The sequence below is a fragment of the Stackebrandtia albiflava genome, assembly GCF_007994225.1.
In the GTDB taxonomy this organism is placed as follows: Bacteria; Actinomycetota; Actinomycetes; order Mycobacteriales; family Micromonosporaceae; genus Stackebrandtia; species Stackebrandtia albiflava.
Genome location: NZ_VLLL01000006.1, coordinates 1,426,916 through 1,439,986, shown reverse-complemented (window position 1 = coordinate 1,439,986; position 13,071 = coordinate 1,426,916). Strand labels below are relative to the sequence as shown.

Here is a 13,071-nt window from a genome sequence, read left to right as displayed (position 1 = left end):
ACGATGCGGCTGACATGCTGCAGATGCTAGCAGCGGAAAACCCGCGACTCCGGAGCCCATGCGCCGATCCGAGCGAGCCGTCAGTCGGCGTCGTGCCATCCGAGGACTTCCCCGATGCCTTTGACGTTCACGTATCCGCATAGTGCGTGGGCATGCGAGAACGTGGCATGGCCCGGCCCCAAGCGGCTGGCGCAGGGCCGGTAGCGAGTGATGCGGGGGCGTCCCGACGCCGGCACCTTGCCGTAGGCGTGGTGCATGGCCCGGGTGAGGGTCGCGTGATAGGGCGCGACCGCGTCGACCATGACCAGGCACCCTCCGGCACCCTCGCCGTCGGGGTCGGTCCGCTTGACCTGCTTGCCGAAGTGCAGCGCGAACCCGCTCCACTCCACGGCCGGGTACAGGTACGGCTTCGTCTGTTCTCAAGTGACGGTGAAGCCCAGCGCCCGATAGAACCGCAGTGTGTCCTCCGCGCGAATGGTGGATTCAGGCACAGGTGGGCTGCTTCCTTCTCGAAGTGCGTTCCGTCGACGCCGACAAGAATGCCCCGCTGAATCCGACTTCGCCTATGGCACTTTCGCCGCCGTTGTGATGTCACCGGCGACGGCATCACCAACACACAGGACGGTGTGACAGTGGCACGAGCGCAGGTCGCGCTCGCCGGGCGGGCGTAACGCGACAGCGTTCCGGTGGCCTGGCGAGGCGTTGCGGCTACAGGTCACTTACCGACACGAAGAACGCCTCGTCACATGCCGGATCACCCTTACACCCGACAGCACTGTAACCGCCGCCGCGTTGGCCAGGGGCATTACAGACGGCCGTGATGATCTGTGTGGTGCCCGGGACGGGACTCGAACCCGCACGCCGTGTCCGGCAACTGCTTTTAAGGCAGCCGTGTCTCCCTTTTCACCACCCGGGCGGGGTGCATGAAGACACGTTAGCCGTGATGTGCGACTCACCGCACCGGCCAAACCGGGCATAGAACGCTTATGGGGCGGTGAATATTCAGAAAGTCGCATCTGCGACACGATACTTGTCAATATGCAACTCTTATGTTACTTCGGGTCACATGTCGTCCCCTGTCGACACCACGAGCGGCACCGGTTTACTGAGGACGGTGCCCCGTCGCGCCCGCCGTAACCTCACCCAGGGGCTTGGAAGGCACCGGACCGGCCACCGGATAGCCCTCCCACCAGGCGTTTCCCTGCGGTGCCCCGTACAGGGTGTCCCACACCTGGGCGGTCATCCGGCGGTTCCCCGCCATGCGCTGCGCCGACCGTCGGTAACGCTCCGCCAGCACCGCCGCCATGAACGCCCACGCCGGCGCGCCGGGCGGCGGTGGCGGCGCGACCTTGGAACGCAACTCCGACGCGAGCGCCCGGCCGAGCGAACTGCGCGCCGGTTCCGCCAGATCGTGGTTGCGGGACAGGAAGTGCCGAACCGCCAGGGCGAGCTCGTCGTCGAGGTCGGTCAGGTCCGCCACCCGCCCCCAACCCTCCAGTCCCGGCGGCATGGCCGGAACCCACGCCCGTCCGATCGGAGTGCGTTCGTGGATCACGATGGTGCCCGCCAGCAGGTCGCCCACCCGCTTGCCCGACGGGTGGACCAGCATCACACCGATCGTCGCCAGCCAGGTGATGCCCGGCATGACGATGCCGGGGAACTCGGCGCCGAACGCGGTGACGCCTCGTACGAGCGCGTGACGGAACCGGATCGGTCCGCCGTCGTCCCGTACCACCCGGAGCCCCATCGCCAGCTTGCCCAGCGATCGCCCCCTGCTCAACGTCTCGACGGTCACCGGGAACCCGACGAAGGCCGCCACGCCGACCAACACCATGGCCGCGTCGACCAGCGCCTGGTCCACGCTGAACAGGCTCAGCAGGAGCCACGACAGCGGCAGCAGGATCGCGAACGCCAGCGCCGCCAGCGCGAAGTCGAGGACGAAGGCCAGGACTCGGGAGCCGATGCGGGCCACCCGCACGTCCAGTTCCACCGCCTCGCCGGAGACCAACCGGCCCTGCGCGGCCGGATGGGAGGTGTCGGTCATGCCCCCAGTCTGCCGCACCGGTGCTCCATCACGGCCGACCCGGGCGGGCGTACGACGATCGCGGGCGGGCGCGGTACGGATAAGGTCGCCACGTGGACCTTGATGCCTACGTCGCCGAGCACGACGGCGAGTGGCGGCGCCTCGAACAGCTCTCCCGGACGGGACGTCTCGCGCCCGCCGAGACCGACGAGATGTTGATGCTGTACCAGCGGGCGTCGACCCACCTGTCGGTCGTGCGCAGCCGGATGCCCGACCCCCTCGTCGTCGCCCGGTTGTCGGGCCTGGTCCTGATGGCGCGCAGCTCCATCACCGGAACCGGTGACCTCGCCCGGCGGCGCTTCCTGCGCTTCTTCACCCACACGTTCCCGCTCGCGTGCTACCAGGCCCGGTACTGGTGGGCGGGCACCGCCTTCGGGTTCGTGGTGGTGGTCGCCGTGCTCATCGGTTACGTCGCCGCCAACCCGCAGGTGCAGGCGCAGTTGTGGTCGCCGCAGGAGATCCAGTCCCTGGTCAACCACAGCTTCGCCGACTACTACTCCGAGTACCGCAACGAGAACTTCGCCCTGCGGGTGTGGACCAACAACGCGCAGATCGCGGCGATCGCGCTGGTCGGCGGCGCCCTGATACTGCCGACCCTGTGGGTGCTGTGGCAGAACGCCCTCAACCTCGGTCTCACCGGGGGCGTCATGGTCGGCAACGGCCGCGCCGACCTGTTTTTCGGGCTCATCGCGCCACACGGCCTGTTGGAGCTGGGGGCGGTACTGCTGGCCGCCGCGGTGGGGCTGCGGATCGGCTGGTCGTGGATCGTGCCGGCCGCCGGTTACAGCCGCAGCCGCTCGCTCGCGGCGGCGGGCCGTTCCGGGATCATGGTCGCGCTCGGGCTGGTGGCGGTGCTCGCGGTCGCCGGCCTGATCGAGGGGTTCGTCACGCCGAACCTGCCGGGGCTGGTGGCCATCCCGATCGGGGCCTTCGCCTTGTCCGGCTTCCTGGTGTACGTGGTGATGCGGGGGCGCGCGGCGATCGCCGAGGGGTACGACGCCGACCCGGACGCCGAACGGCGCGCCGTCGGGTCCGGCTGAGAGGCCGTTCACAAAGGGGTGCCCTCCACGGCGGCGGTGGCTAGGCTCGCCCGGTCCCGTCGATCAGGTGGCCGTACGCCGCCACGTCTCCCGGTGCAGAGGTCCCCATGCCGCTCGCGTATCCCGAGGCCGACGCGCTCTCGGTCGCCGAACTGATGACCGCGTGGGGTGAGGGCTGGGCGACGTCGCGCCGGACCGGGCGTCCGGTGGCGTTTCCGGGTGGATACCGCATCGAGATCGGTCAGGTGGGCGCGCGGTTCCGGCACGTCCTGTTCGACTACACGGCCGGGGAGCTGTCCGGGCTGGCGAAGCGGCAGGCGGTGCCGGGAAGCTGGCTCAAGGCCGCCGGTGATCCGGCGGAGTTCCGCGCCGCCCTCGACGGGCCGTGGCGGATGGACACCGCGGGGTACCTGATGACCACGACGTTCCGCCCGGTCGGCCACGCCTGCCCGGACCCGTATCGACTGGAGACGGCCACGGAGGACTCCGTGACGGTGGCGGTGGTCCGCGACGGGGAGGGTCACGTGGCGGCCTCGGGACGGCTCGCCCACGCGGGGCACTTCGGGATAGTCGACAGGGTGGTCACCGAACCGGTGCATCGGCGCCGGGGGTTGGGGCGCCTGGTGATCCGTGCGCTGGAGGATCATGCGGCGGCGGCGGGGATGCGGGTCGGGGTCCTGGTGGCGACCGAGGAGGGCCGGGCGTTGTACCTGTCGCTGGGGTGGCGGGTGCGTTCCGACGTGCCGGGGGCCTTCGTTCCCGAGCCGGACGCCTGAGTCGCTTCACGCGGATTTAACAGACCATAAAGTGATGTGCGTCACTACTTGGAGCCCTCTGTCGCGGAGTGCCGAGCCCGCGACCAGCGACTCCTTCTCAAGCGGCGCCAGACGTCCGTCCTCACGCCACCTCTGATCCACTATGGAGTTGGCGTGGCTCACTAGCGTCTTGGGAGTCGGATATCAGGAGGCGTCGGAAGATGGATTCCCGGCACGGCACCGAAGAGATCCTGCGTCGCGCGGGGCAGGCTCTCGAACGCCGCCGAGCGGACGCCAAGCGGCTGGCGGAATCCGCCGCGGCGTGGTGCGGTGACGGCCTCACGATTCCACCGATGCCCATCCGACAGTAGGGAACGCCCCCTCCCTACGCGGGTCGCCGAGGTCTCTCCGAAACCCGGCGGCCCGCCTTGTCCCTCCATAGGATCGGCGGACCGGGGACACGAATCGGGGACCGTCCGGACGGACGGTCCCCGATCTCGCCTATCGCCCCGGTGAGGTCACCGGGGCGGGCCCATCAGCGACTTCACCGGAGCGGCGCCCTACAGCAGCTTCACCGGTGCCGCGCTCTACAGCAGCTTCACCGGCGCGGCGAAGTGACACGCCGACGTGGTCGGGCCGTCACGGTCCGCGCTGAGCGCCGGGATCTCCTCGATGCAGGACTTCTGCTGTTCCTCGGTCAGCTCGTTGGCGAACTTCGGGCAGCGGGTGCGGAACCGGCATCCCGACGGCGGCGTCACCGGGGACGGGACGTCGCCGGTGAGCAGGATCCGCTTGCGCGACCGCTCCTTGCGGGGGTCCGGCAACGGCACCGCCGAGATCAGCGACTGCGTGTACGGGTGCGAGGCACCCGCGAAGATCTCCGACACCGTACCGGTCTCGACGATCCTGCCCAGGTACATCACCGCGACCCGGTCGGCGATGTGCCTCACCACCGACAGGTCGTGCGAGACGAACAGGTACGACAGGCCCAACTCCTCCTGAAGGTCCTCCAGGAGGTTGATGACGCCGGCCTGGATCGACACGTCGAGTGCCGACACCGGCTCGTCCAGCACCAGGACCTTCGGATTGAGCGCCAACGCCCGGGCGATTCCGATCCGCTGCCGCTGCCCGCCGGAGAACTCGTGCGGGTAACGGTTGACGTGCTCGGGGTTGAGCCCCACCACGGACATCAGGTCCCGGACCCGCTGCCGTCCGCCGTTGGCGAACAGGCCGTGCACCCGCAGGGGCTCCGCGATGATCTCGAAGATCGTCATACGCGGGTCCATAGAGGCGAACGGGTCCTGGAAGACGATCTGGAGTTCTGCCCGGTACGGCCGCATCTGGTTGCGGCTGAGGCTGGTGAGTTCCGTGCCGTTGTAGCTGACCGTCCCGGAGGTGACCGGGATCAGTCCCAATAGCAGCCGCGCCGTGGTGGACTTGCCGCAGCCGGACTCGCCGACCAGCGCCAGGGTCTCGCCCTCGTTCAGGTCCAGCGACACGTCGCAGACGGCGTGGACGTCACCGATCTTGCGCCGCAGCACGCCCTTGGAGCGCACCGGGAAGTGCTTGACCAGATTGCGTGCCGACAGCACCGTCTGCCCGGTGGTCTCGGCGGCCGCGGTCTCGGTTGTCACGGTCATGCCACTTCCTCCGATTCCGGGTCACCGGTGTCGTACACGTCGGTCGCCTCCACGTCCACCAACTGCTCGTGGAAGTGGCACGCGGCGGCCCGGCTGGGAACCTCGATCTGCAACAGTTCCGGTTCGTTCTGGACGCACACGTCCTGCACCATCGGACAACGCGGCGCGAACGGGCATCCCGGCGGCAGGTTCACCATCGAGGGCGGGTTGCCCTTGATGGGGGTCAGCCGGTGTTCCCGGTTCTCGTCCATTCGGGGAAGCGAACCGAGCAGCCCCAGGGTGTACGGCATCCGGGGGCTGTAGAACAGGTCGTCCACCGGAGCGGTCTCGACCGGTTTACCGGCGTACATGACCAGGACCCTGTCGACGTGCCCGGCGATGACGCCCAGGTCGTGGGTGATCAGCACCATGGCGGCGCCGGTCTCCTTGCGCGCCGTCTCCAGCGCCTCCATGACCTGCGCCTGCACCGTGACGTCCAGTGCCGTGGTGGGTTCGTCGGCGATGATCACGTCCGGCTGGTTGGCCATCGCGATGGCGATGACGGCGCGCTGCCGCATACCACCGGACATCTCGTGCGGGTAGGCGTCGACCCGCTGCTGCGGGTTGGGGATGCCCACGACGTCGAGCAGTTCGATGGCGCGTTGCCGTGCCTTCTCCTTGCCGATCTTGTTGTGCACCAGCACGGCCTCGGCCAACTGCTTGCCCACCGTGTACACCGGGTTGAGGGACGTCAACGGATCCTGGAAGATCATCGAGATCTTGTTGCCCCGGATCCTGGAGATCTCCTCGTCCTTGAGCCCCAGCATGCTCTGACCCAACAGATGCACGGTTCCGCCGACCTTGGCCGAACGGGGCAGCAGGCCCATGATCGCCAGCGAGGTCACCGACTTCCCGGATCCCGACTCGCCCACGATCCCCAGCGCCTCACCCCGGCGGAGCCGGTAGCTGACACCACGGACCGCGTGTACCGGGCCGTCGTCACTGGGGAAGTCGACGGTCAGGTCCCCGACGTCGAGGACGTACTCGCTCTCCGTGTCCGGGCGGTTCGCGTCGATCTCGATTGTCATTTCCGCTCCAGGGTCTGCCGTGGGTCGAAGGCGTCGCGCAGTCCGTCACCGATGAAGTTGAACGTCAGACAGATCAACACCAGGGTGATGCCCGGGAAGTAGAACAACCAGGGCTTGTTCTGCGCCGAACCGGCACCGTCCGATACCTGTGAACCGAGCGAGGTGTCGGGTGCCTGGATGCCGAAGCCCAGGAACGACAACGCCGATTCCAGCAGAATCGCCGACACGATGGCCAGCGTCGCCGACACCAGGATGATGCCGGTGACGTTCGGCAGCAGGTGCCGGAACACGATACGGGTGTTGGAGGCACCGACGGCTCTGGCCGCCTCGATGAACTCCTGTTCCCGCAGCGACAGCACCTGACCGCGCACGAGCCGCGCGGTCGTACCCCATCCCAGCAGGCCGATCAGCAGCGCGATCTCCAGCCAGGTCACCCGGTTGATGCCGGTGGACACGGCGGCGACGACGGCCAGGAACGGCACGACGAAGATGACGTCGACGATGCGCATCATGATGGCGTCGACCCAGCCGCGGAACAGTCCGGCCACCGCACCCCACACCGCGCCGATGCCGATGTCGAGGACCGCGACGAGCAGGCCGATCTTCAACGACTGCTGGGTTCCGCGGATGATGAGGCCCAACAGGTCCTGGGCCTTGCGGGTGGTACCGAACCAGTGTTCCCCGCTGGGGGCCTTGGCGATCGGGATCTCACCGGGTTGCGGTTCGTATCCCCACTTGTAGAACAGCGGACCGACGAAGGCGATCAGCAGCAGGAGCACCAGCAGGATCAGTGACGTGACCGCGAGACGGTGGCGCATGAACCTGCGCACCACCATCTCGAACTGGGTGCGTTCCTTCGACGTGATGGCGTCGCCGGATCCGACCTTGGCGTCGACCGGAGCCTCAGTGGTACTACTCATAACGAATCCTCGGGTCGACGATGCCGTACAACAGGTCGGAGATCAGTACACCGATGATCGTGAGGACACCGGAGATGATCAGGAACGCCTGAATCGCGAACGGATCCCGCTGTCCGAGTGCGTCCACGAAGAATCTGCCCATGCCCTGCCATTCGAACACCGTCTCGGTGACCACGGCGCCGGCCATGGCCCCCAGGACGGCGACCGGTGCCAGGGTGGCCATCGGGATCAGGGCGGTGCGCAGCGCGTGCTTGCGCATCACCGTACGGTTGCGCAGCCCCTTGGCGCGCGCGAGACGCACGTAGTCGGAGTTGAGCACGTCGAGCATGGCCGCCCGCTGGAACCGGCTGGCCGACGCGTAACCGGCGAGCATGAGGACCAGGGACGGAAGGATCAGGTGGGAGGCGGAGTCGAGCAGCGCCTCGAACGTGGTCATGTTGCCCGTGCCGCCCGCGGCGTTCTCACCGTAGGTCGCGAAGGTCTCCGTGTCGGTCGCCTTGTTGTAGGACACGGCCATGTTCTTCACCAGGCCGGCGAACCAGAACACCGGCATCGACAACGCGATGAAGCCTATGAAGGTCAGGATGTAGTCGATCTTCCTGTACTGCTTCACGGCCATGACCACCCCCGCGAGGATGGCCAGTCCCATCGAACAGATGACCGCCATCATCACGAGTCTGAGGGTGATGAAGAAGCGGTCGCCGAGCTGCCCCTTGATGTCGTAGTTGGCGCGCAGGGACGGACCGAACTCGCCCTGCAGCAGGCCGATGTCGCCGTCACCGCCGATCCCGGTCAGCCACAGCCAGTACCGCTCCGGTGTGGAGCGGTCGTAGTAGTTGCGCTCCTTGAAGCGTTCCACCGCCGCGTCGATGGCCTCGGCGTCCATACCCGACGCGGTGGCGTTCTGTTCGAGCTGCTGCCGGTACGTCGGGATCGGGTCACTCGAGTACTCCACCATGACGAAGGTGAAGAGCGAGGCCAGCAACAGGATCGGTATGGCGACGAGTAGCCGCCTGATGATGTAAGCAAGCAATGTATTCCGCCCTTATTTGCCGGGATGGTGGGGCCCGAGCCTCAGCCCAGACCCCACCATCACGTGAAGGATTGCCTCTCAGTGAGAGGTGACCTGGATCACCCCTCGGCCTTGAAGCCCCACTCCTCCATGTTGTAGAACGGGCCGATCTGGTCCGAACTGTTGGGGCGGACGTTCGCCACCTGGTCCGACATGACGATCAGACCCGGCGTGGTGACGACCGGCAGGATCACGTACTGCTCGGCGACCATCTTGGCGGCCTCGTTGGCACGCGCGGCGGCCTCGGCGAGGTCGGTGGTCTGGGTGACCGATTCGATGACCGCGTCGATCTCGTCGTTCTTCATGCCCGCGTAGTTAGAGGCGGAGCCGGAGTGCCAGTACTGGCTCGGGGCGCCGGTGAAGGCCAGCGAACCGATCCAACCGAACTCGACGATGTCGAACTTGCGCTCGGCCAGCGTGGTGCCCAGCTTGTCCGGAGCGTTCGGCTCCAGGTTCGCGGGGATGCCCAGTTCCTTCAGGACGGCCTGCACCAGCGTCATGGTGATCTCGCGCATGGTGTTGCCTTCCAGCCACACCAGGCTCAGCGGCTCGATGTCCTCGCCCTCCGGCGTCTTCAGCGTCTCGCCTTCGAGGGTGTAACCGGCGTCGGCCAGGATCTGCTTGGCGGCCTCCACGTCACCGGAGCCCTGGCCCAGTTCCGAGGTCACGTCGGTGTGGTACTCCGAGGTGGCCGGGAAGATGTGGTTCGTCCGGGTCTCGGTCTCGGTCAGCTCCGCGTAGGTGGCGGCCTTGATGTCCTCGAGGCTGATGGCGGTCATGATCGCCTTGCGGACCTCGATGTCGGACAGGAACTCGTTGCTGAGGTTGAAGTCCAGGTGGTCCCACGCCGGACGCGATCCGATCGCGGAGACGGCACCCGGCAGGTCACCGGCCTGCTCGGCCACGTCGGGGTCCAGCGAGGCCGGCTCGGAGCCGTGGATCTCACCGTTCTCCAGCGCGGTCAGCATGGTCGGCTGCTCGGCGATGACTTCCAGGTTGATCTTGTCGAGGGTCGGCTTGATCTCACCGTACCAGTTCTCGTTCGGCACCAGGGAGAGGGACTGTCCCATCTCCACCGAGTCCGGCAGGATCTTGTACGGGCCGGCCGTCCAGGTCGGAACCGTGGTGTTGAAGAACTCCGCGGCGGCACCCATGTCGGCGGGGTCGTTCTTCCAGTCGAAGCCCTGCTCGTCGGCGATGTGCGCGGGCAGCGACACCGGGACGCCCAGGCTCCACTCGGGGTCGGTGTAACCCTCGACGTAGGACACCACGATGCCCCCGTCGACTTCCTCGATGCTCTCGACGTTGTCGCCGTAGGAGATCGCGGCGGGGTCGCACAGCTCCTGGTCGCACTTGTCGGCGTCGCTGGTGGCGCCGTACCAGTGGAACAGGAAGTCGTCGAGGTCGATCGCGTTCCCGTCGTCCCACTTGGCCTCGGGGCGGATCTCGTAGCGCACCTGCATGGGGCTCTCGGAGATCAGCTCGGGAGCCGCGGTCAGCAGGTCCTTCGGCCACTGGTAGGTGCCGTCGGGGAGGAACTCACCGGTCGGGATCCGGGTGCCGGCCATGACCTGGGTCAGGTACAGGGAGTTCCCGGCGGCGGTGTTGCCGTTCCAGGCGTCCCAGCCGGAAGACAGCGCCCAGGTCAGCTCGCCACCGTCACGGCGCTCGGCCGCGTTGCAGTTGTTGGGGTCGTCGACACAGGCTTCCAGACCGCCGACGTTGGCACTGCCACCGTCGCCGCTGTCGTCACCGGAACACGCGCTGAGCGCGAGTGCTGCGGCCACACCCGCGGCGACGAGCGCCGCTGGCTGCTTTCTCAATCGCATTGAATTCTGCTCCATCTACTCGATCGGCATCCGTCGATTGAGACAGCTTTGCATAAGCTCCAGGGGATCTGGACCCTCGGCAACCAACCGCAGCCCTTTCGTGATGACCTTGTTATTTGCACAGCGTGTGACGTCGCGCGATCGGCTGGTCGGCCCGTCCGAACGGTGGAGGGGAACGGCGGCCGCCCGGCCGCCGATTCCATAAGTTTCCCATAACCCCAACGGGAAGCGGGGACGCCGCACCAGGTCGGGTGGACCGCGCGGCGTCCACGAACGACCCTTCAGTTAGTTGACCGAAGCAACTCGGTCTACGCCATCGCCGCCATCGCGCGCGCCTGGTTCACCTGTTGGGTCACCTGATGGACGGTGCCGGGACCCGGCGGTAGCTGCACCGAGTGGTAGAGCCCCTCACCGGCGACGCTGACGATCACCATGCCGGTGTACTTGCGCTCCTTGATCAACAGGAACAGCAGACCCAACAGGCAGAAGAAGAAGAAGATCACGGCGAGCACGATCGCGTAGGCGGGGATGCTCTCCTGCATGTGGCTGGAGTCCTGCACCGTCCAGGTCGTCCCCCGCAACGGGAATCGTCCCTGCGGCACGATCACCTCGTGCTGGGTCACCGCGATGTCCCCGATGGTCAGCACCACCGGCGCCCCCGAGCCCGGATAACCCGGGCTGTATCCCGGGTGGCCCCCGGCCGGATAACCTCCGGGGCCGACCGGGTAACCGGGCTGGTCCGGGTAGCCGGGCTGATGCGGCGACGGCATCCCGGTAACCGGGTCGTTGTTGTAGTCGGTCATGAGGATGACTCTAACCAGCGGCGGGCGGCCGTGGCGTCACCTCCCGGCCGACATGGAACGCCCCGCGCCCCACCGTGGACGGCGGAGGCGCGGGGCGCCGAAGACGTGGCCGATCAGTACCGGTAGTGGTCCGGTTTGTACGGACCCTCCACGGGCACACCCAGGTAGTCCGCCTGGTCCTTGGAGAGTGTGGTGAGCTTGACGCCCAGGGCGTCCAGGTGCAGGCGCGCCACCTTCTCGTCCAGCGCCTTGGGAAGCGTGTACACGCCGACGGGGTACTCACCGGGCTTTGTGTACAGTTCGATCTGGGCGAGCACCTGGTTGGTGAAGCTGTTGCTCATCACGAAGGACGGGTGCCCGGTGGCGTTGCCCAGGTTCAGCAGCCGGCCCTCCGACAGCACGATGATGCTGTGCGCGTCGCGGCCGTCCGCGGCCGGGAACAGCCACTCGTGCACCTGCGGCTTGACCTCCGTCTTGACGACGCCGTCGGTCTTGGCGAGTCCGGCCATGTCGATCTCGTTGTCGAAGTGGCCGATGTTACCAACGATCGCCTGGTGCTTCATCCGTCGCATGTGGTCGGCGGTGATGACGTCCTTGCAACCGGTCGTGGTGACGAAGATGTCGGCCTCCCCGACGACGTCGTCCAGAGTGGTCACCTGGTATCCGTCCATCGCGGCCTGCAGGGCGCAGATCGGGTCGACCTCGGTGATGATCACACGGGCGCCCTGGCCGCGCAGTGACTCCGCGCATCCCTTGCCGACGTCGCCGTAGCCGCAGACGACCGCGACCTTGCCGCCGATGAGCACGTCGGTCGCCCGGTTGATGCCGTCGATGAGGGAGTGCCGGCAGCCGTACTTGTTGTCGAACTTGCTCTTGGTGACGGCGTCGTTGACGTTGATGGCGGGGAACAGCAGCGTTCCCGACTTGAACATCTCGTAAAGCCGGTGGACGCCGGTCGTGGTCTCCTCGGTGACACCGCGGATCTCCGCGGCCATCCGGGTGAACTTGTCGGGGTCGGCCGCCAGGACGCGCTGCAGGAGCGCCAGCACGATGGCGAACTCCTCGTTGTCGGCGGTCGCCGGGTCCGGGACTCCGCCGGCCTTGCCGTACTCGGCGCCCTTGTGCACGAGCAGGGTGGCGTCGCCGCCGTCGTCGAGGATCATGTTCGGTTCCTCGTCGCCCCAGTCGAGGGCGCGTTCGGTGCAGTCCCAGTACTCCTCCAGGGTCTCACCCTTCCAGGCGAAGACCGGCACACCCCGCGGGTCCTCCGGGGTCCCGGCTCCCACCGCGACCGCGGCGGCGGCGTGGTCCTGGGTGGAGAAGATGTTGCAGCTCGCCCAGCGGACCCGGGCGCCGAGCGCCACGAGGGTCTCGATGAGCACCGCGGTCTGCACGGTCATGTGCAGTGAGCCGGTGATCCGGGCACCGGCGAGCGGCTGCGCGTCGGCGAACTCCCGGCGCACGGCCATGAGGCCCGGCATCTCGTGCTCGGCCAGATCGATCTCCTTGCGACCGAACGCGGCCAGGCTCAGGTCTGCGACCTTGTAATCATCGGGAGTGAGCGACTTTGTCATGGGGTGGATGCTACCCACCGGCTCCGCCGCGCCGACCGGCCGCAACCCCCGGTGCGGTCGTACGTCACCGGCGCGCCGTGGCCGCCGGGCGGTGGCGGCCGGTCCCCGCATGGCACAGTGAATCGGGCAGTCTCCCACGGGTCACATCGAACCGGATCGAACTGTCGGCTATCCGACTGCGTCATTGCGTAACGAAATCGATTTCAGCTCGTTGTGAGGCCGGGCCAAACCCGGCGAATCCCACATAGTGTCACGATTCCGGCATACCAACGTACGATCCGCCCAAAA

Annotated in this window: 8 protein-coding genes, 1 tRNA gene and 2 pseudogenes; 2 read left to right on the top strand and 9 right to left on the bottom strand. The window is 67.3% G+C overall.

Annotated features, from left to right (window positions below):
* Positions 1–182 precede the first annotated feature (182 nt).
* The 3 genes and pseudogenes from LX16_RS17560 to LX16_RS17550 form a co-directional block, all read right to left on the bottom strand.
* Positions 183–491: pseudogene (locus LX16_RS17560) on the bottom strand (glyoxalase); the annotation flags it as partial.
* A 339-nt stretch (positions 492–830) separates the two neighbouring features.
* Positions 831–916: transfer RNA gene (locus LX16_RS17555), tRNA-Leu, on the bottom strand.
* 186 nt (positions 917–1,102) lie between these two features.
* A complete protein-coding gene (locus tag LX16_RS17550) occupies positions 1,103–2,044 on the bottom strand; it encodes an RDD family protein (protein WP_147140189.1) in 942 nt (313 codons plus the stop codon).
* 92 nt (positions 2,045–2,136) lie between these two features.
* On the opposite strand from LX16_RS17550, the gene LX16_RS17545 reads away from it, so the two are divergent.
* Together LX16_RS17545 and LX16_RS17540 are read left to right on the top strand one after the other, a co-directional pair.
* Complete coding sequence (locus LX16_RS17545) at positions 2,137–3,123, top strand: stage II sporulation protein M (RefSeq protein WP_147140187.1); 987 nt, start codon at positions 2,137–2,139, stop codon at positions 3,121–3,123.
* 107 nt (positions 3,124–3,230) lie between these two features.
* Positions 3,231–3,899: a GNAT family N-acetyltransferase gene (locus LX16_RS17540; protein WP_147140185.1), complete on the top strand. Its 669-nt coding sequence runs from the start codon at positions 3,231–3,233 to the stop codon at positions 3,897–3,899.
* A gap of 566 nt (positions 3,900–4,465) precedes the next feature.
* Here LX16_RS17540 and LX16_RS28275 read toward each other — a convergent pair.
* From LX16_RS28275 to ahcY, 6 genes and pseudogenes are all read right to left on the bottom strand, one after another.
* A pseudogene (locus LX16_RS28275) lies at positions 4,466–6,585 on the bottom strand (ABC transporter ATP-binding protein).
* Positions 6,582–7,505, bottom strand: coding sequence for an ABC transporter permease (locus LX16_RS17525; protein ID WP_147140181.1), 924 nt, complete (start codon positions 7,503–7,505; stop codon positions 6,582–6,584). The pseudogene LX16_RS28275 and the gene LX16_RS17525 overlap by 4 nt, the downstream one beginning before the upstream one ends.
* Complete coding sequence (locus LX16_RS17520; RefSeq protein WP_147140179.1) at positions 7,498–8,538, bottom strand: ABC transporter permease; 1,041 nt, start codon at positions 8,536–8,538, stop codon at positions 7,498–7,500. The genes LX16_RS17525 and LX16_RS17520 overlap by 8 nt, the downstream gene beginning before the upstream one ends.
* 98 nt (positions 8,539–8,636) lie before the next feature.
* Positions 8,637–10,400, bottom strand: coding sequence for an ABC transporter family substrate-binding protein (locus LX16_RS17515; protein ID WP_158645642.1), 1,764 nt, complete (start codon positions 10,398–10,400; stop codon positions 8,637–8,639).
* Positions 10,401–10,714: 314 nt separating this feature from the next.
* Positions 10,715–11,209: a hypothetical protein gene (locus tag LX16_RS17510; RefSeq protein WP_147140174.1), complete on the bottom strand. Its 495-nt coding sequence runs from the start codon at positions 11,207–11,209 to the stop codon at positions 10,715–10,717.
* Between the two features lie 113 nt (positions 11,210–11,322).
* Complete coding sequence (gene ahcY / locus LX16_RS17505; RefSeq protein WP_147140172.1) at positions 11,323–12,783, bottom strand: adenosylhomocysteinase; 1,461 nt, start codon at positions 12,781–12,783, stop codon at positions 11,323–11,325.
* Between the last annotated feature and the right edge of the window lie 288 nt (positions 12,784–13,071).

Bases quoted from the DNA above. Each gene is read 5' to 3' on its own strand.
- LX16_RS17550 (WP_147140189.1), bottom strand. From the start codon at position 2,044: ATGACCGACACCTCCCATCCGGCCGCGCAGGGCCGGTTGGTCTCCGGC.
- ahcY (WP_147140172.1), bottom strand. From the start codon at position 12,783: ATGACAAAGTCGCTCACTCCCGATGATTACAAGGTCGCAGACCTGAGC.
- LX16_RS17540 (WP_147140185.1), top strand. From the start codon at position 3,231: ATGCCGCTCGCGTATCCCGAGGCCGACGCGCTCTCGGTCGCCGAACTG.
- LX16_RS17510 (WP_147140174.1), bottom strand. From the start codon at position 11,209: ATGACCGACTACAACAACGACCCGGTTACCGGGATGCCGTCGCCGCAT.
- LX16_RS17525 (WP_147140181.1), bottom strand. From the start codon at position 7,505: ATGAGTAGTACCACTGAGGCTCCGGTCGACGCCAAGGTCGGATCCGGC.